This is a genomic window from Evtepia gabavorous (assembly GCF_003425665.1).
Classification (GTDB): Bacteria; Bacillota; Clostridia; order Oscillospirales; family Oscillospiraceae; genus Evtepia; species Evtepia gabavorous.
In genome coordinates, this window is record NZ_QQRQ01000001.1 from 1 (window position 1) to 19,362 (window position 19,362).

Below are 19,362 nucleotides of genomic sequence, written 5' to 3' on the forward strand. Positions count from 1 at the left end.
CCCCCGCCAGTAGGCGGCGTTGCAGGCGGTGAGCTTGATGGCGTTGCCCTTAATGCGCCCGGTGGAGTCCAGGTGGGGGCCGGCGCACAGGTCGGTGAATTCCCCCTGCTTGTAGAAGGAGATGGTGGCGTCCTCGGGCAGGTCGTGGATGAGCTCCACCTTGTAGGGCTCTCCCTTCTCCTCCATAAACTGGATGGCCTCGGCCCGGGGCAGCTCGAACCGCTCCAGCTTCAGCTTTTCCTTGCAGATCTTCCGCATCTCCGCCTCCAGCTCGGCCAGCTGGGTCTCGGAGAAGGGCTCGGGGGTGTCAAAGTCGTAGTAGAAGCCATTCTCAATGGCCGGGCCGATGGCCAGCTTCACCTCGGGGTGCAGGCGCTTCATGGCCTGGGCCAGCACGTGGGAGCAGGTGTGCCAGTAGGTCTTTTTGAATTCGGGGTTTTCAAAGGTGTACAGGTTTGCATCAGACATGGTGTGTTCCTCCTTGTAGCATTTGGGGCAAAGAAAAATCCCGCCCCTGATGATGTCAGGGGCGGGACGGATATCGTCTCGCGGTTCCACCCTGCTTGCCTGTCCTTGGGGACAGGCCGCTTCGTTTCCGCTGTAACGGGCGGTGCCCGGCCCAGCCTACTGCCCAGAGGGGTTCGGGGGGCGGCTCGGGGAGGGTGCTTGATCCGGTCCTGGGGGCAGGAGCGCTTGCAGCCGATGACGCTCCCTCTCTGTGCGCCGGGACCGGAAAGGTTCCCGTCGTTGCCTGTTTCTGATGGGGGTATTATATGCCTGCTGGCGAGAAATGTCAAGGCTTTGCCCGGCTGGGTAAGACAGGATTCTCTGTTGCTTCAGCGTTGTGAAAAAATATCCCTGCCCCACAGGGGCGAAGAGCCTCGCCCCCATAGGACAGGGAATAGAACTGCGATGGGACAGGCGCCTCACGCTGGCGGATTGCCGGTGTAGAGCTGGTAGTAGCGCCCCTTCTTCTCCATGAGTTCGTCATGGCTGCCCCGCTCGATGATCCGGCCCTGCTCCAGGACCATGATGCAGTCGGCGTTGCGCACAGTGGACAGCCGGTGGGCGATGACGAAGGTGGTCCGGCCGTACATGAGGCCGTCCATGCCCTGCTGCACCAGCATCTCGGTGCGGGTGTCAATGGAGGAGGTGGCCTCGTCCAGGATGAGCACCGGGGGATCGGCCACCGCAGCCCGGGCGATGGCCAGCAGCTGGCGCTGGCCCTGGCTGAGGTTGGCGCCGTTGCCGGTGATCCAGGTGTTGTAGCCCTCGGGCAGCCGGCGGATGAATCCGTCGGCGTTGGCCAGTTTGGCCGCGGCGATGCACTCTTCGTCCCGGGCGTCCAGGCGGCCGTAGCGGATGTTGTCCATGACGGTGCCGGTGAAGAGGTTGGTGTCCTGAAGGACAATGCCCAGGGAGCGGCGCAGGTCAGCCTTCTTGATCCGGTTGATGTTCACCCCGTCGTAGCGGATTTTGCCGTCCTGAATGTCATAGAAGCGGTTAATCAGGTTGGTGATGGTGGTCTTGCCCGCCCCGGTGGAGCCCACAAAGGCGATCTTCTGACCGGGGGTGGCGTAGAGCTTGATGTTGTGCAGGACCATTTTCTCGTCGGTGTAGCCGAAGTCCACGTCATCGAAGGTCACGTCTCCCTCCACCCGGACATAGGTGGGGGCCTGCCCGTCCTGGCCGGGGCGCTTCCAGGCCCACACGTTGGTGCGCTCTTGGGTCTCCACCAGAGTACCGTCGGCCCCTTCCTTGACGTTTACCAGTTCCACGTTGCCTTCATCGGTTTCGGGAACCTCGTCCAGGAGACGGAAGACCCGGTCAGCACCGGCCAGGCCCATGATGACCGCGTTGAGCTGCATGCTGATCTGGGCGATGGGCATGTTGAAGCTCTTATTAAAGGTCAGGAAGCTGGCCAGGCCGCCCAGGGTGAAGCCACCCACTCCGCCCAGGGCCAGGATACCGCCCAAAATGGCGCAGAGGACGTAGCTGATGTTGCCCAGTTGGGCGGAGACAGGCATGAGCATGCTGGCGAAGGTGTTGGCGTTCTGGGCGCTCTGGAAGAGGGCCTCGTTGCGCCGGGTGAACTCCTCCACGTTTTTCTCCTCGTGGCAGAAGACCTTGACCACCTTCTGGCCCTCCATCATCTCCTCGATAAAGCCGTTGAGGCTGCCCAGGTTTTTCTGCTGGGCCACAAAGTACCGGCCCGACAGACCGGAGAACTTCTTGGTGGTGAAGAGAACCACCGCCACCATGGCCAGGGTGAGGAGGGTCAGGGGGATGCTGAGCACGATCATGGACACCAGGACGCTGACCACGGTGATGGTGCAGTTGAGCAGCTGGGGCATGCTCTGGCTGATCATCTGGCGCAGGGTGTCAATGTCGTTGGTGTAGATGGACATGATGTCCCCGTGGGCATGGGTGTCAAAATACCGGATGGGGAGGGTCTGCATGTGCTGGAACATCTCATTGCGCAGGTCCCGCAGGGCCCCCTGGGTGACATAGATCATCACCCGGGCCTGGAGCAGGCTGGCCAGCACGCCGCAGGCGTAGAAGAGGGCCACCCGGGTGATGGCGTGGATCAGGCCGGAGAAGTCGGCGGTGCCGCCGGCCTGGACGGTTTTCACCAGGGGCAGGATATAGCTGTCGATGAGGGTCTTGGTGAACAGGGTGCCCTGGACCATGGACAGGACACTGACCACAATGGCAATGACCACCACGATCAGGTGGAGCCAATACTTTTTCCCCACAAACCCCAGCACCCGCCCCAGGGTCTGCATGGGGTGCTCCAGCTTGGGTTTGGGGCCCCGGCCTCGGGCGCCCGGTACGGTTCTTGCCTTTTCTGCCATCAGTGATCACTCCCTTCGTCAAAGTCGCCGTTTCCGCTGGTCTGGGATTCGTAGACATCCTGGTAGATGGGGTTGGTTTTCAGCAGGTTCTCATGGGTGTCAAACCCGCTGATGACCCCGTCGTCCAGCACCAGAATCCGGTCGGCGCCGGACACGCTGGAGACCCGCTGGGCGATGATAAATTTGGTGGTGTCCGGGATTTCCCGGGCAAAGGCCTGGCGAATGCGGGCGTCGGTGGCGGTGTCCACCGCGGAGGTGGAGTCATCCAGGATGAGCACCTTGGGCTTTTTCAGCAGGGCCCGGGCGATGCACAGCCGCTGACGCTGCCCGCCGGAGACGTTGGTGCCCCCTTGTTCCAGGTAGGTATCATAGCCATCGGGCATCTTTTCGATGAACTCATCGGCGCAGGCCAGCCGGCAGGCCCGTTTGCATTCCTCCAGAGAGGCGTTCTCGTCGCCCCAGCGCAGATTCTCCAGAATGGTGCCGGAGAAGAGGACGTTTTTCTGGAGCACCACGGAGACCTGGTCCCGGAGGGACTCCAGGTCGTATTCCCGCACGTCCCGTCCGCCCACCAGCACCTGCCCGGCGGTGACGTCGTACAGCCGGCTGATGAGACTGACCAGGCTGGTCTTGGCGCTGCCGGTGCCGCCGATGATGCCGATGGTCTCGCCGGAGCGGACGGAGAGGTTGATGTCCTTGAGGACCGGCTTGTCGGCGTTTTTCCGATAAGCGAAGTCCACGTGGCGGAACTCCACGGAGCCATCGGCGATGGTATGCACTGGATGTTCCGGGTTCACCAGGTCGGGCTCCTCCTTCAAAACTTCACAGATTCGCTCGGCGCTGGCGGTGCTCATGGTGATCATCACAAAGACCATGGAGAGCATCATAAGGCTCATGAGGATGTTCATGCAGTAGGTCAGCAGGTTCATGAGCTCCCCGGTGGTCAGGGAACTGCCCACGATCATGTTGGCCCCCAGCCAGCTGATGAGCAGGATGCAGGCGTACACGGTGAAGTTCATCAGCGGCGCGTTCCAGGAGAGAATCTTCTCGGCGGAGAGGAAGGTCTTGTAGATATTCTGGGAGGCTTTCTGGAACTTCTTGTTCTCATGGTCCTCCCGGACGTAGGCCTTCACCACTCGGATACCGGTGACGTTCTCTTGGACGCTGGCGTTCATGTCATCGTACTTTTGGAAGACCTGCTTAAAGTATTTCATCGCCCGGCTCATGATGAGGAAGAGCAGCACGCCCAGCACCACCACCGCCACCAGGTAGATACTGGCCAGCTCGGCGTTGATGGAGAAGGAGAGCACCATGGCCACCAACAGGCTGGCCGGGGCCCGGCTGCACATCCGCAGGATCATCATGTAGGCGTTCTGGACGTTGGTCACGTCGGTGGTCAGACGAGTGATCAGGCTGGAGGTACTGAACTTGTCAATGTTGGAGAAGGAATAGGTCTGAATCTTTTCAAACATGGCCTGCCGAAGGTTCCGGGCCAGACCCGCTGAGGCCTGGGCGCCAAACCGGGCGCTGAGCAGCCCCAGGCACAGGCTGACCACCGCCAGCAGCAGCATCCAGAGGCCGGTGGTTTTGATGTGGTCGATGTTTCCCGCCGTGACGCCTTCGTCGATGATGGAGGCCATGAGCAGGGGAATGACCATCTCCAAAATGACCTCCCCCAGCACAAAGACAGGGGTGAGGATGGAGACCCGCTTAAACTCCTTGACTTGGGACAGAATGGTTTTTAGCATGGGCACACTCCTTTTGGGGAATTAGATTGGTTTGGATGGCATCGCACAGGGACAAGAAGGTCTCCACCTGCTCCGGGGACAGCCCCCGGATGGCCAGGCCTTCCACGTGGTGGAAGGCCTCCATGGACTGCTCACAGGCCCGGGTGCCCAGGTCTGTGAGGGAGAGTTTTTTCAGCCGGGCGTCTCCCTGGACGCTTTGGCGGAGGATGTAGCCCTTTTGTTCCATCAGTTTCACGATGCCCGCCACAGAGGAACGGGTGATGTTAAAGTGTTCCTCAATATCTTTCTGGTAGACATCCTTTGGTCGGCTCCAGTAAAGATACCCGAGGATCCGGCCGTGCATGCTGGTCAGTTCCTCCACACCGTTGGCGCGGGCGGTCTCCATGAATTTACGGTTGAACGCATGGTATAAGAACTTGATCCGGGGACCGAGGTACCGGTCCGGGGTTTCCAGGTGACGCACAGGCATCCCCTCCTCTTAGAAAGTTCGGACATGAACTGTTCGGTAACGTACATTTTAATCAAATGGTGTTTCTTTGTCAACTGTGATTTTTTACAATACCCTACCAGTTTAACGGGGAAATTTTTTAGGGGGCGGTGGGGCGCCGCCGGGCCGCCGAAACAAGGGGAGAACACAGACCGGCGGTTGACATCTGAGGAAGAATCCGGTATCTTGGTCTTAGTAAAGTGTCTCCGAGATCCGTCCCGGACCACGGAAAGAGAGGAACTTGCCCATGAAAACCTGGAGGAAACGGCTCGCTGCCGGGCTGCTCACCTTGGTGCTGGGGGTTAGCCTGGTGCCGGGGGCCTTTGCTGCCTCGGCCTATGACTGTCCGGGCCAGAAACTGGCCGCACTGACCTTTGACGATGGTCCCGGGCGCTATTCCGCTGCCATTCTGGACACCCTGAAGGCCCACGGGGCCAAAGCTACCTTCTTTATGAATGGGTATAATATTTGGATTTATGCGTCCCAGGTGCAGAGAATGGTGGCGGAAGGGCATCAAGTTGCCAACCATACCTACAACCACCCCGATCTGGTCCAGAGTTCCGACGCTTTGGTCCGGCAGGAGGTCGACAGCTTGGCCCAGGCCCTCACCCAGATCACCGGGCTGAAAGGGACGGGGAATACGAGCTTTTACCTGCGCCCGCCCTTTGGCAGCCGGAACCAACGGGTGCTGTCCCTGGCGGGGACCCCGGTGGTCTGCTGGTCGGTGGACTCCAGCGACTGGAAGTACCGGGACGCCAACCATTTGGTCAGCTACGTCTCCTCCCAGACCAGGGACGGGGACATCATCCTGGTCCATGAGACGGTGCCCTCCACCGCCCAGGGGCTGGACCGGCTGCTGACCCAGCTGCAGTCCCAGGGCTTTGAACTGGTCACGGTGGAGGAACTGTTCTGGCGGCGGGGCATCACCCCCCAGGCGGGCAAGCTCTACTTCTCCGCCCAGAACACCGGGGTGAACCGGTGCGCCAAGGCCCTGTATTTTGACGAGAGCAAGCTGGATACCCACTGGGCCTACCCCGCCATCTCCTTTGCCCTGGAGCAGGGCTTCATGTCCAAAAACCAGTATGGGGAATTTACCCCCAACTTCCCTCTGACCCGGGGCATGTTTGTCACCGCCCTGGGCCGTCTGGCGGGGGGAACGGCGGAAGAGGTGGTGCCCTCGGGCTTTACGGACATTCCCATAGACCACTATGCTGCGCCTTACGTCACCTGGGCCAAGGAAACCGGCATCATGAACGGGGTCTCGGCGGACACCTTTGGGGTGAACAGCCCCTTGACCCGCCAGCAGATGGCGGCGGCCCTGGCCCGGTATGCCCGGTACCAGGGGGCACAGCCCGGTGCCTTTGATTTGAATACCTATTCCGACAGTGCCTCCATTGCCGCCTGGGCCCGGGAGGACGTGGCTGACTGCTCGGCCCTGGGCCTGCTCAACGGGTCCGACGGTGCCTTCCGCCCGGAGGAGACCACCACCCGGGCCATGGGGGCGGCCATCCTCCAGCGCCTGGCCCGCTACCCCTGGCCCGAGATTCCCACAGACCCCGATGTGCCGACGGACCCGGATGTGTCCACCGATCCCAACATACCTTCTGTTCCGGAAACTCCCACGGACCCGGACACGACCCGGCCGCAAAACACCTGATGGCGAACAACCAAAACGCCCCCGCATCCCGGAGATGGGATGCGGGGGCGTTTTTCAGAATGTGGTGGGGCAGCGTCCTCATACCCAGAGGGGAGAGCCCAGGTAGCGCCAGAGCATGGCGGCCACTTGCCCTCGGATGGCGGGTTCCCTGGGAATAAGGGTGCCATTGTATCCCTGGACGATCTTCTGGTCCACGGCCCAGGTCATGGCGTCCGTAGCCCAAGTGGAGAGGTCAGCCAGGTCGGGGAAGTCCATAACCGTGCCCGCACTGGGCGCAGGGCTGCCGTCGTAACGCCAGAGCATGGTGGCCAGCTGCTCCCGGGTGACCTGGCTGTCAGGGGAGAAGGTGGTGGGGCTGGTACCTTGGATGACCCCTTTCTCCTGGGCCCAGGCCACAGCCTGGGTGTACCAGGTGTCGGCGGGTACGTCGGAGAAGGTGACGTCGCCGGAAACCGCTGGCTCCCCGGCCATGCGGTAGAGGACGGTGGCCACCATGGCACGGGTCATGGGGGCGTAGGGAGAGAACGTGGTCTCACTGGTGCCCTGCATGATGCCGGCGGCATAGAGATAGCTGGCAGCAGTGGTGGCGTAGTAGGGGGCAGGGTCTTCGTAGGGGTAGACCAGGGGGTCGGATAGTACAAAGTTGACATGGACTTGGAAGGGAGAGGCGGGCATGACAAAGGAATAGCGTCCGTTGCCCAGGTCTTTATAATCCATGGCAAGGAAGAGCCGTTTTAACTTGTAGTGGGGGGCGGGGGTGACGGTGAAGGTGACGGTGTCCCCCTTGGCAGGGTTGGTGTCGGAGAACGTCACCGTGCCCTCTCCCTCAAGGATGACAGCACTGACGGGATAGTGAAGGGGATCGCCGCCGGTCTTGGGGAAGACGGCGGTGACAACTCCTCTGTTGTCATAGGAATAGGAGACTTCCGTGGCACCGGGAACCTGGAAGAAGTCCTCGCTGAGTCCGTCCAGGGTGTAGGTGGGCTTGGCCTCCAGATAGACGGTGGCGGTGTAAACGGTGTCGGGGGCGAAGGTGCCCTCATGGAGTTCAGGGTCCCAGAAGATCCCGCGGGGAAACCGGTACTGGTCGGTTTCGGGAAGTTCCTGCATGGGGACCTCCCCGGCCACCGGTGGGGTGATGGCCAGTTGGCGCAGGGTGATGTCATTTAGGCGGGCGTGGAGGGTAACCACCTGAGAGGCGATGGTTTTCTCCCCGCTGGTGGCCAGACAGCGGTACTGCCAGCCGTCCATATCCGGGTAGACTCGGGAGATGGTATAGGTAGGCTGAGTGACGAGGAACAGGTTTTCCCAGGTATCACTCTTTTTCAGCTGCCACTGATAGGTAGGAGCGGGATCGCCCACGGCCTGGACGGAAAAGACAGCGGTATCTCTTCCGGGCATGGCAGTACAGTCCTGGGGCTGCTGGGTGAAGGCCAGCTGGGTCCCCGCCGCACCGGCCCCCAAGGGAAGGACACTCAGCAGCAGGACCACGGCCAACAAGAGGGAAACGCGTTTCATGGTACATTCACTCCTTTTCTCTGGGGATGGCTTCCATTCTATTCATAAGACGAGCGCAGCCCCCCAAAAGTCTCTCCTTTATGATACAAGAAACCGGGAGAAAAAGCAATTTATTTTGTCAAAAATAACAAAAACGACGCCCCGCCAAAAAAGCGCAGCAGACTTCCAGCGCCCGCAGGCGCAGGAACAAATGAGCCCCCAAATGTGAACTCCCCGGCCGAAAGCGGCCGGGGAGTTTGCGCGCAGGGGAGCGCGGCCCCTCAAATTTGGGAGCCCAGCGAAGGGGGTCCCCAATTTCCTCACTCTGCGTAGTTGGTGAAGTAGTTCTGAATGACGATGAAGGGGGTCCCCTTATCGCCGGAGCCGGAGGTCAGATCGCACAGGGAGCCCAGCAGGTCGGTGTACTGCCGGGGGGTGGTGCCCTCGGAGCTCATGTCCCCCACCAGGTCGGCGTTTTTGGCCTTGATCTCCTGGCGGATGGCCTCTTGGAGGGCCTCCCCGGACAGGTCGGCAAAGTCGTTGTCGGCCAGGAACTTCAGCTTCAGCTCATTGGGCTTGCCCGCCAGGCCGGCGGTATAGGCGGGGGAGACCACCGGGTCGGCCAGCTCCCAGATGCCGCCCACCGGGTCTTTGAAGGCCCCGTCGCCGTAGACCATCACCTCCACGTGCAACCCCCGCTCCTTTGCGATCCGGGCCTGGATGCTGTCCACCACTGGCTGGCAGTTCCGGGGGAAGAGCTTCAGCTTCTCCTCGGTGGCCTTGTTAGAGCCCAGCATGCCGTACTTGTCGTGATAGCCGCTGCCGTTCACCGGGGCGGACATCACGTCAGCCAGGGTGAAGACGGTCTTGCCCATGGCCTGGAGCACGTCCCGGGTTTCGTTCCGGGTGTGGATATCGCAGCAGAGCACCTGGTCACAGAAGGAGGCGATGTAGCGGCAGTCGTTGGAGAAGAGGAAGGTGGCCTTGGCCCCCTCGCTCTCAATGACCTCCCGGTAGAAGTCCAGGTAGTTGACCCCGGTGAAGGGGTGGACGGGGGAGCCAAAGGTTTTGACAAAGTCGGCCTCCTGGAAGTCATAGACCCCGCTGTACCGGTTCTTCAGATAGGCCGAGCGGACCATGAGGGGGTTGCCCACCTCGTCGTTGGGGTAGCTGAACAGAATGACCACCTCGTCCATGGCCCGGGCGATGCCCTTCAGGCACATGGAGAACCGGTTCCGGCTGAGAATGGGGAAGACCAGCCCCAGCTTCTTCGCGGGGAATTTATTGCGGATATCCTGGGCAACCTGATCCACAGTGACATAGTTGCCCTGGGCCCGGGCCACCACGGACTCGGTCACGGCGATCACATCCCGGTCCTGCAGGGTGTAGCCGTCTGCCTGCTCAGACGCATAGACACTGTTTACCACGATATCGACGATGTCGTCCCCCTCGCGGATGATGGGGCCTCGGATGCCTCTGGAAATAACGCCTGCCATGGTCATGTCCTCCAATATAGTTCAAGAATAGGATCATTTCTTCCGAAAAAATACCGCAACTATTATACAGGGATGTGCCCGGAATGGCAAGTTCTTTTTTGGCAAAAACGGGGGTTTTCCCCAGGTTTCTTCCCGGTCCGGCGGCGCCGGGGGGAGAGAAGCCTTGCAGGGGCGGGGAAGTTCCTGTATAATGACCTCAAAAATCAAAAAGGAGGACCCTGCTTTGCAGAAGATCACACCATACAACGGGTTCGAGCTGGGGCCCATCCGTCCCCCCAGTGAGGCGTACAGTCTGCTGCTGCGGATCAACCGGGGCTGCGGCTGGAACAAGTGCCGGTTCTGCGGCTTTTACCGGGACGTGCCCTTCAGCATCCGGCGGGCCGAGGACGTGAAGAAGGACATTGACCTCATCAAATACTGGGTGGATGTCTTTCAGGGGAAGCAGCCCCCCCGGCAGGCCAAGTCCGAGGGGGATTACGAGGCCTGCTCCATGGCCTATCACTGGGTGCAGAGCGGCATGGAGTCGGTGTTTTTCCAGGACGGCAACAGTCTGCTCATGCCCCCTGACCAGCTCACTGACGTGCTGGAGTACCTCAACGCCGCTTTCCCCCAGATCCAGCGCATCACCACCTATGCCCGGTCGGACACCATCAACCGCCTGAAGCCCGAGCGGCTGCAGCGCTATGCCCAGCTGAAGCTCAACCGCTTCCACATCGGCCTGGAGACGGGCAACGACGAGATTTTGAAGCGCATGCGGAAGGGGGTCACCAAGCAGGCCCAGATCGAGGCCGGCATCAAGGCCAAGGCCGCCGGCATTGAGATCAATGAGTTCTACATGCCCGGCATGGGGGGGCGGGAGTACGCCCGCCAGAGCGCCCTGGACACCGCCGACGTGATGAACCAGGTGAACCCCGACTTCATCCGCATCCGCTCCATGGCCCTGGCGGAGAATCTGGAGATGTACGAGGACTATGAGACTGGCCTGCTCACCCGGCCCAACGATGTGGAGACCATTGGGGAGATCCGCCTGTTTCTGGAGAACCTCCACGGCATCACCAGCTGGGTGGACAGCGACCACATTTTGAACATCCTGCTGGAGCTCAAGGGCCGGCTGCCCCAGGACAAGGACCGCATGCTGGCCCTCATCGACCGGTTTTTGGACCTGCCGGAGGACCAGCAGATGCTCTTCCGCCTGGGCCGCCGCCTGGGCCTCATGGGCCAGCTGCGGGACCTGAGCAACCAGGTGCTGGTGGACAAGGTGAAACAGACCATGGACCAGGCCAACATCGACAAGACCAACATTGACGCCGTGTGTGACCGGCTGATGATCCGGGCCATTCCCATTTGAAGGGGGGACCGGGCAGCGGACGCGAAAGGCTTCCTACCCAGGGAGGATGGGTGGGAAGCCTTTGTTTTTTTCTGCCGGAGAGAGAACAGGAGGGGTTCAGGGATGAACTATGGGTACATCCGGGTCAGCACCCGGGACCAGAACGAGGAGCGGCAGCGGCTGGCCATGGGGGAGCTGGAGATCCCGGAGAAGAATCTGTACCGGGACCACCAGTCCGGCAAGGACTTTGACCGGCCCCAGTACCGGAAATTGGTGCGGCGGCTGAAGCGGGACGACGTGCTGTACATCAAGAGCATTGACCGGCTGGGCCGGAACTATCGGGAGATCCTGGAGCAGTGGCGGGTGCTGACCAAGGAAAAGGGGGTGGATATCGTGGTGCTGGACATGCCCCTGCTGGACACGAGAAGGGGCAAGGACCTGATGGGGACCTTTCTCAGCGACATTGTCCTCCAGGTCCTCTCCTTCGTGGCGGAGAACGAGCGGGCCGCCATCCACCAGCGCCAGGCGGAGGGCATCGCGGCGGCCAAGGCCCGGGGCGTCCGCTTTGGCCGCCCGCCCCGGCCCCTGCCGGAGAATTTTCCCGCCGTGCACCGGGCCTGGCGCAGCAAAAAACTGACCCTCAAGCAGGCCGCGAAAGCCTGTGAGATGCCAGTGGGGACCTTCTATTCCAAGGCGGTGCAGTGGGAAACCACGGCCGCACTGCCGCCCGGTTTGGATTTGTAAAGGTGTACTTTTTCAAATTACTTTATGGGAAAAGTACCTATCAAAATAATACATGTATTTTTCCTTTTTTGCAAGATTTTTGGGGGAAATGAGGCAATTATTTTTTTGTCTGAAAAAGTACACTTTTTGAAAGTGTGGGGGGTGATTGCTCTGCATTTAACACCTGCGAGACCCCAATAAAATCAGAAAGGAAGGAAAACAAACCAATGAAGAAACGACTTTTGTCCATGTTCCTGTGCCTGTGCATGCTGCTGACCATGGTTCCGGCGGCGTTGGCGGCGGGAACGACTGGTACTGCTGCGCCGGCGACGGAAGACGAAGGCGAGACCAGCGGGAATCAGATTACCGCAAGCACCACGACATTGACGACAGGGAACTATGTCCTTGAGAGCGATGTTACGTTGACCAGTGGTGCTTTGAAAGTGGAAGCGAACAATGAAGTTACGCTCAATCTGAATGGCAAGAAGCTGACCAACCAAGCCGGTGCAAATACCATTGAAGTCGCCGCAGGCGGTACACTGACCATTGAAGGTCCCGGCACAGTTGACAATGTATCTCATCAAAAGGCTGCCGTTAATAACAGCGGTACGGTTGTTTTGAATGGAGGCACGTATACTCGCAGCCAAGAAAAGGGTACAAGCGAAGAGGATAGCGGAAGCAATTCTTATTATACCATTCTGAACCATGGTACCATGACGATCAATGAGGGCGTCACCGTTAACCAGGGGGAAAATGGAGCAGGAAAGTTTTCCAGCCTCATCGAAAACGGTTGGTATAACGGAAACAACAATACAGGTGGAGAGCTCTCCGTCATGACGATCAATGGCGGAACCTTTAGCGGCGGCCTGAATACCATCAAGAATGATGATTATGGCGAACTGACCATCAAAGGCGGCACGTTCTCCAGCTATGCACAGGCCTGCCTCCTGAACTGGAATGTGGCGACAGTGGAAGGGGGTACCTTCGAAGGAAAGGACTCCACGAACGCGACAATCCTGAATGGATATATCAATGACACGATGGATAAAGGCCAGTTGACGATTCAGAAAGGAACCTTTACCGGCCCGTATATCTTGGAACAGATGGGTGGAGGTAGCAGCATTGGTTCTGTTGTGATCAAAGGAGGTTCTTTCACCGGGTCAAGCGGGATTGTGAACCAGGAGCAAGGACAGGACCTTGGGAATGGCACCATTGAAATTTCTGGCGGTACATTCTCTCATGATGTCGGAGAATTTTGTGCTACGGGCTATGCCTGCGCAAAGGATTCTGACAACAAATATGTAGTTAATGTTGCCGATGGCGCGCAGGTTTCTACCGATAAGGATGAGAGCGGCAATGTGATTGCCACGGTAGATGGCAACTACAGCGGAGGTGAAACCCCCGAGAGTGGCGGCAACGGCAGCATCTCCACCGACAATTCCGGCAAGGTTACGATTGATGTGTCTTCCGACGATGGTGGGGAAACTACTACTGGCACAGCAGCTGAAATTACGGTCGGTTCCAATGCCCTGACCTCCATCAATAAGAATGAGAAGGTGAAGGAAGTCGAGCTGAAAACCGACGTGGGCACTCTGACCATCAGCGACGCGGCCTGGAACGATATGACGGCCAAGGCGACCGAGGTTGATAAGACCGCCAGCGTGGTCATCAAGTTGGAGGACAAGTCTAAAGAGGGCAGCAACCCAGTCTACGAAGTCACCGCCACCGTCGGGGAAGAAAACGCTTTCGACGGTAGCGGCGATGGCGCTGTGACCATCTCTGTACCTTATACCGCAGACGGGGGAAAAGGCAACGTCAAGGTGTACTGCACGGATAATGGAAAGATGGAGGACATGAATGCGGCTCTGTCTGATGGCATCCTGTCCTGGACAACCAGCCATTTCTCCACCTTCGAGGTTGTTGCCTATGACGGGACTGCCGAGGTTACATACCAGACTACGAAAGATGGAACCACCTCTGTCTCTTCCGGTTCCTTTAGTGATGCCCTGACCGCCGTAGCGAGCAACGGCGGCACCATCACGCTGCTCAAGGACGTGACAGCGACCAATTTCAATACGACCATCTCGAAAAATGTCACGATCCAGGGCAAAGAAGGCCTCAAGATCAATCTCACAACCGGCAGCACAAGCAGAAATAAAGCGTTTACGGTTTCCAAGGATGCTAAGCTGACACTGGATGGCGTGACGATGATGATCTCCGGTTCCGGTGAAGAAGGTCAAGGGATTGGGGACGGCTTTGACGTGCAGTATGGTGGTGCGTTGGAGTTGAACAATTCTAACGTGACCCTCTCTAATCTGGAAGCTGCTACCATCTCTGCAAAGCCTCAGAACAGCGGTGAGGTAGGAACGGGTATCTTTACACTCAATCACTCGACAATCACCGCCACCGGTATCCGGGGCAACTTCTCCAATGGTGGAGTCTGGACGCTTGATAGCGAATCTGCCATTGAGATCGACGACTGTGATGCCCATGGTTTCAGTGCTGATCGTATCGAAGTCAAAGGGAATTCCAACATCAACGTTGACAACACAGCCTATCGCGGGATCAGTATCAATAGCACAGGTCTTGGAGAGGACACGAATGGCGGGCTAATCATCGAAGCTGGCAGTGCAGTGTCTGTGACCAACTGTGGCGACAAAGAACATCCAGCTGTGTTTATGACGAATGATCATGCCGCGAACCTGATTGTAAACGAGGGCGCGATCCTCAACGTTTCTGCTACGGAGGAAGGAAAGAGCAATACGATTTCTCTCAGTACCAATAATGGTTCGCAGGATACTCTGAATGGTGCAGTGATCGGAACAGTGACCAAGGGAGAAGAAAGCCCAACGACCTATTATGAGATCACCTTCAATGTGACTCCGTCTGACGCCAACATCGTTGTCAAGGGTTCTGATGGTAAAGCAGTAAGCGCGGTCAACGGGAAGTATGCGCTGGAGAAGGATAAGACTTATACCTATGAGGTCTCCAAGAGCGGCTACCGCACGCAGACCGGTACGTTCACCGTCACCGAGGCAGAGACCATCTCCGTCACCTTGTCTTCCAGCGGTGGAGGCGGCGGAGGTGGCGGTTCCGTCACCACCAAGTACACCCTGAGCTTTGACACCAACGGCGGCTCCGCCATTGCCAAGGTGACCAAGGAGAAGGGGACCACCGTGGACCTGGGGCAGTATGTACCCACCCGGGAGGGCTACACCTTTGCCGGCTGGTACAGCGACGAGGCCCTGACCCAGAAGGTCACCTCCGTGAAGCTGAACGGCAACACCACTGTGTACGCCAAGTGGACCGAGAACGCCGTGACACCCACCCTGCCCTTCACCGATGTGAAGAGCGGCGATTGGTTCTATGAGGCAGTCCAGTATGTCTACGACAAGGGCATGATGACCGGCGTTTCGGCGGACCGGTTTGCCCCTGCCTCCACCACCACCCGCGGGATGATCGTGACCATCCTCTACCGGCTGGAGAACGAGCCCGCGGTGTCCGGCGGCAGCGCCTTCACCGACGTGGAGAGCGGCGCCTGGTATGCCGATGCCGTTGCCTGGGCAGCGGCCAACGACATTGTCAACGGCACCAGCGCCACCACCTTCGCCCCCAACAGCCCCATCACCCGGGAGCAGATGGCGGCGATCCTGTACCGGTATGCCGCCTACAAAGGCTATGACGTGAGCCAGAAGGCGGACCTGTCGGGCTACACCGACGCCGCCTCCATCAGCGGCTACGCCAAGGACGCTCTGGCCTGGGCCAATGCCCAGAAGCTTATCACCGGGGTGACGGACACCACCCTGAACCCCCAGGGCAGTGCCACCCGCGCCCAGGTGGCCACCATCCTCATGCGGCTGTGTGAGACCGTGGTAAAATAATCTACAAACTACCCGAGACCGGGGAGGGAGCTGCGGCTCTCTCCTCGGTTTTTTCTCTGGATTGGGGGCAGAGAGCGATGGGGGCTTTTTCCATCGCCGTTGGAACGGGCGGGAACGGAGCCCTCCCGGGCGGGGCCCTATTTCTTTGAAGAAATAGGGGAAAGAACACCAAGGGGAAGGAGGTTCCTTCCCCTTGGAACCCCATTCTCTGGTGGGAGGAATGGGGGAAGGTGGTTGGTCAGGTAGGGGCCTGGCCTGCGGCCTCCAAGACCAACGCCTCATGGCCCGCCCACCGGCTCGGGCGGGCGGGAGAGGTGGTTCGTTGACGGGAGGAAAAAGTAGGAAAAAGAATGGTTTTTCTCCTCCTTTTCCCAAAGGGTACCTGTCCACGTCCCCAGCCCGCCCAGCCGGTGGACGGGCCGTTACGGGCCTTTCAATGTGAGGGCCGCAGGCCAGGTATCCCGTAAGAGGTACAGCCTCCCCCCCACATAATCCCACCAGAGAAGGGGGTTCCGGGGGAGGAACCTCCTCCCCCGGGGGTTCTTTCCCCCATTTCTTCCCAAGAAATGGGGCCCCGGCCGGGCAGGCCAAGGTTCCCTGCCGTTCCAACGGCTGGGAGGCCCCAACAGGGACCAGGGTTCCAACCCCCGGCCGGCTTATCTTCCAGGGAAACAAAAAAGTCCCCGCCGCATACGCGGCAGGGACTCATGTAGCTGTTTATTTGATTACTTCAGCTCAACCTTAGCGCCAGCCTCTTCCAGCTTCTTCTTCAGGTCCTCGGCCTCATCCTTGGAAACGCCTTCCTTGATGGCCTTGGGAGCGGCCTCAACAACAGCCTTGGCGTCAGCCAGGCCCAGGCCGGTGATCTCACGGACAGCCTTGATGACCTTGATCTTCTCATCGCCGAAGCTGGCCAGAACCACGTCGAACTCGGTCTTCTCAGCAGCGGCCTCAGCAGCGGGAGCGGCAGCGGCAGCAACAGCAACGGGAGCAGCGGCGGAAACGCCGAACTCGTCTTCCAGGGCGTGAACCAGCTCGGACAGCTCCAGAACGGTCAGAGCCTTAACTTCTTCGATCAGAGCAGTGATCTTCTCGCTTGCCATAGTAGTGTACCTCCAAATAGTAAAGTAAAATAAAATGTTTTAACATCAGTGCGGAGCCAACCGGGGCGTTTACGCACCCTTCTGGTCGGCAATGGCCTGCATCACGCGGGCCAAGCCAGAGATGTTGGCGTCCAGAACGGTTGCCAGCCCTCTGACGGGGGCGATAAGGGTGCCCAGAACGGTGGCCACCAGGACCTCTCTGCTGGGCAGGTCGGCCAGGGCCTTGACCTCGTCCACGGAAATGACTTTGCCATCCACGAAACCGGACTTGATCACGAACTTCTCCTGGGCGGCCAGCTTCTTGGAGAACTCAGCCACCACCTTGGCCGCAGCCACAGGGTCTCCCTCGCAGATGGCGATGGAAGTGGTGCCCTCCAGGACGTCGCACAGTTCGTCCAGGCCGGCGTTCTTGGCGGCAAAGCGGGCCAGCGTGTTCTTCACCACGAAGTATTCCACGCCGTTCTCGCGCATCTTGGCGCGCAGCTCGGTGTCCTCTGCCACGGTGATGCCGCGGTAGTCCACAATGACGCCGGCGGCGGCATTCTGGAACTTCTCGGTCAGGGAAGCCACAATGGCCTGTTTCTCGCTGAGAATCTTTGCGTTAGGCATGCTGTTGTTTCACCTCCAGAGTGAGAATGGAACCAAAGAAAAAACGTTCCCGCGCCAAAAGACACAGAAACGTGAAGCAATCATAGATAGAGCTATCTGATGAACTGCATCCTCGGCAGGATTTATGGGGCACCTGCTGTCTTTGGAACGCTGTAATATTTTATCATTCCGGAAAGGCGCTGTCAAGCGCCTTTCCGGAAAATGACAACGGAATTTGCACTTTTTCTGGGAAAACCCGGAAAAATCAGCCCAGCTTCGCGGCGTTGACCTTGATGCCGGGGCCCATGGTGGAGGCCACCACGCAGCTCTTGATATAGGTGCCCTTGGCGGCGGCGGGCTTGGCCTTCAGGATGGCGCCCATGAGGGTGCTGAAGTTCTCGCCCAGCTTCTCCGCGCCGAAGGAGACCTTGCCGATGGGGCAGTGGATGATGTTGGTCTTGTCCAGACGGTACTCCACCTTACCGGCCTTGGCTTCCTGCACGGCGCCGGCCACGTTGGGGGTGACGGTACCGGCCTTGGGGGAGGGCATGAGGCCCTTGGGGCCCAGCACCTTACCCAGACGGCCCACCACGCTCATCATGTCGGGGGAGGCGATGACCACGTCGAAGTCGAACCAGTTCTCCTGCTGGATCTTCTGGGCCAGATCGGCCTCGCCCACGTAATCGGCGCCGGCCTCCTTGGCTGCGTCGGCCTTGTCGCCCTTGGCGAAGACCAGCACGCGGGGCACCTTGCCGGTGCCGTGGGGGAGCACGATGGCGCCGCGGACCTGCTGGTCGGCGTGACGGGAGTCAACACCCAGCTTCACATGGAGCTCTACGGTCTCGTCGAACTTGGCGGGGGCGGTCTTGACAATCAGATCCATGGCCTCTGCGGTGTCATACAGATTGGCCTTGTCGATCTGCTTTGCGCTGTCCTGATACTTTTTTCCTCTAAACATATCTCTACCCTCCTGCCTTACTCGCCAACGACAATGCCCATGGAGCGGGCAGTACCGGCAATCATGCTCATGGCGGCCTCGATGGTGGCGGCGTTCAGGTCACGCATCTTGGTCTCGGCAATCTTGCGGACGTCTTCCTTGCTGATGGTGGCAACCTTATCCTTGTTGGGCACACCGGACCCCTTCTCAATGTTGCAGGCCTTCTTGATGAGGACCGCGGCGGGGGGGGTCTTGGTGATGAAGGTGAAGGAACGGTCGGCATAGACGGTGATGACCACGGGGATGATCAGACCCACGTCGTTCTTGGTGCGCTCATTGAATTCCTTGGTAAAGGCGGCAATGTTGATGCCGTGCTGACCCAGAGCGGGGCCAACAGGGGGCGCCGGCGTTGCCTTGCCGGCGGGAATCTGCAGTTTAACGTATCCAGTTACTTTCTGTGCCACTTAGAGCACCTCCATTATGAAAATGTGGTTGGACGGAGCGGAAGACCACTCCTCCCACGCCCGCGGGACTGCCGCGGGGTCAGATGGACTCGATTTGATCCAGGTCCAGTTCCACCGGGGTCTCCCGGCCGAACATGGACACGACCACCCGCACCTTCTGACGCTCGGTGTCGATCTCTTCCACGATGCCGAGGAAGGACTCCAGCGCGCCGTCGGTGATGCGGACGTTGTCGCCGACCTGGTAGGTCACAAGGACCTCCCGCTTTTCCACGCCCAGGGAGGCGATCTCCGCCTCGGTGAGGGGAATGGGCTTGTTTCCAGAGCCGACAAAGCCTGTGACCCCCCGCACATTGCGGACCAGATGCCAGGTCTCGTCGGTCATCACCATCTTGACCAGCACATAACCGGGGAAGACCTTTCGCTCCACGGTTTTGCTGCCGGCGTCGGTGATCTCGGTGACGGTCTCCAGAGGAATGTTGACCGCCAGGATCAGGTCGCCCATGTTGCGGTTTTCCACGGCCTTTTCGATGGTGGCTTTTACGGTGTTTTCATAACCCGAATAGGTGTGAGCCACATACCATTTCGCTTCTTCAGCCATA

At 59.4% G+C, this 19,362-nt stretch carries 14 protein-coding genes, 1 pseudogene and 1 other annotated feature; of the genes and pseudogenes, 4 read left to right on the forward strand and 11 right to left on the reverse strand.

Annotated features, from left to right (window positions below):
- From DV520_RS00005 to DV520_RS00020, 4 genes and pseudogenes are all read right to left on the reverse strand, one after another.
- A pseudogene (locus DV520_RS00005) lies at window positions 1-468 on the reverse strand (threonine--tRNA ligase); the annotation flags it as partial.
- A 458-nt stretch (window positions 469-926) separates the two neighbouring features.
- On the reverse strand, window positions 927-2,855 hold the full coding sequence (locus tag DV520_RS00010) for an ABC transporter ATP-binding protein (protein WP_117141381.1): 1,929 nt from the start codon (window positions 2,853-2,855) through the stop codon (window positions 927-929).
- Window positions 2,855-4,603 (reverse strand): ABC transporter ATP-binding protein, encoded by a 1,749-nt coding sequence (locus DV520_RS00015; RefSeq protein WP_021919849.1) that lies wholly within the window; start codon window positions 4,601-4,603, stop codon window positions 2,855-2,857. The genes DV520_RS00010 and DV520_RS00015 overlap by 1 nt, the downstream gene beginning before the upstream one ends.
- Entirely contained in the window at window positions 4,566-5,066 is a 501-nt protein-coding gene (locus DV520_RS00020) for a MarR family winged helix-turn-helix transcriptional regulator (RefSeq protein ID WP_021919850.1), read from the reverse strand. The genes DV520_RS00015 and DV520_RS00020 overlap by 38 nt, the downstream gene beginning before the upstream one ends.
- A gap of 271 nt (window positions 5,067-5,337) precedes the next feature.
- Here DV520_RS00020 and DV520_RS00025 point away from each other — a divergent pair, with 271 nt between their 5' ends.
- Window positions 5,338-6,747 (forward strand): polysaccharide deacetylase family protein, encoded by a 1,410-nt coding sequence (locus DV520_RS00025; RefSeq protein ID WP_117141383.1) that lies wholly within the window; start codon window positions 5,338-5,340, stop codon window positions 6,745-6,747.
- Between the two features lie 78 nt (window positions 6,748-6,825).
- On the opposite strand, the gene DV520_RS00030 is transcribed toward DV520_RS00025, so the two are convergent.
- Both DV520_RS00030 and DV520_RS00040 read right to left on the reverse strand, forming a co-directional pair.
- On the reverse strand, window positions 6,826-8,265 hold the full coding sequence (locus DV520_RS00030) for an S-layer homology domain-containing protein (RefSeq protein WP_117141384.1): 1,440 nt from the start codon (window positions 8,263-8,265) through the stop codon (window positions 6,826-6,828).
- Between the two features lie 299 nt (window positions 8,266-8,564).
- Window positions 8,565-9,746: a coenzyme F420-0:L-glutamate ligase gene (locus tag DV520_RS00040; RefSeq protein ID WP_117141386.1), complete on the reverse strand. Its 1,182-nt coding sequence runs from the start codon at window positions 9,744-9,746 to the stop codon at window positions 8,565-8,567.
- A gap of 217 nt (window positions 9,747-9,963) precedes the next feature.
- On the opposite strand from DV520_RS00040, the gene DV520_RS00045 reads away from it, so the two are divergent.
- From DV520_RS00045 to DV520_RS00055, 3 genes are all read left to right on the forward strand, one after another.
- Window positions 9,964-11,088 carry a radical SAM protein gene (locus tag DV520_RS00045; protein ID WP_021919854.1) on the forward strand — a complete coding sequence of 375 codons (1,125 nt, stop codon included), beginning with the start codon at window positions 9,964-9,966 and terminating at the stop codon, window positions 11,086-11,088.
- A 102-nt stretch (window positions 11,089-11,190) separates the two neighbouring features.
- Window positions 11,191-11,811, forward strand: a complete 621-nt coding sequence (locus DV520_RS00050) for a recombinase family protein (RefSeq protein WP_021919855.1) — start codon at window positions 11,191-11,193, stop codon at window positions 11,809-11,811.
- A gap of 206 nt (window positions 11,812-12,017) precedes the next feature.
- Window positions 12,018-15,671: an S-layer homology domain-containing protein gene (locus DV520_RS00055; RefSeq protein ID WP_117141388.1), complete on the forward strand. Its 3,654-nt coding sequence runs from the start codon at window positions 12,018-12,020 to the stop codon at window positions 15,669-15,671.
- Window positions 15,672-16,396: 725 nt separating this feature from the next.
- On the opposite strand, the gene rplL is transcribed toward DV520_RS00055, so the two are convergent.
- The 5 genes from rplL to nusG all read right to left on the reverse strand — a co-directional run bounded on the left by rplL (window position 16,397) and on the right by nusG (window position 19,361).
- A complete protein-coding gene (gene rplL / locus DV520_RS00060) occupies window positions 16,397-16,774 on the reverse strand; it encodes a 50S ribosomal protein L7/L12 (protein WP_021920283.1) in 378 nt (125 codons plus the stop codon).
- Between the two features lie 69 nt (window positions 16,775-16,843).
- A complete protein-coding gene (gene rplJ / locus DV520_RS00065) occupies window positions 16,844-17,383 on the reverse strand; it encodes a 50S ribosomal protein L10 (RefSeq protein ID WP_021920282.1) in 540 nt (179 codons plus the stop codon).
- A 29-nt stretch (window positions 17,384-17,412) separates the two neighbouring features.
- Window positions 17,413-17,547: a sequence feature (ribosomal protein L10 leader region), on the reverse strand.
- Window positions 17,548-17,627: 80 nt separating this feature from the next.
- Window positions 17,628-18,320, reverse strand: coding sequence for a 50S ribosomal protein L1 (gene rplA / locus DV520_RS00070; RefSeq protein WP_117141389.1), 693 nt, complete (start codon window positions 18,318-18,320; stop codon window positions 17,628-17,630).
- A 17-nt stretch (window positions 18,321-18,337) separates the two neighbouring features.
- On the reverse strand, window positions 18,338-18,763 hold the full coding sequence (gene rplK, locus DV520_RS00075) for a 50S ribosomal protein L11 (protein WP_021920280.1): 426 nt from the start codon (window positions 18,761-18,763) through the stop codon (window positions 18,338-18,340).
- 79 nt (window positions 18,764-18,842) lie between these two features.
- Window positions 18,843-19,361: a transcription termination/antitermination protein NusG gene (gene nusG, locus DV520_RS00080; RefSeq protein ID WP_021920279.1), complete on the reverse strand. Its 519-nt coding sequence runs from the start codon at window positions 19,359-19,361 to the stop codon at window positions 18,843-18,845.
- Between the last annotated feature and the right edge of the window lies 1 nt (window position 19,362).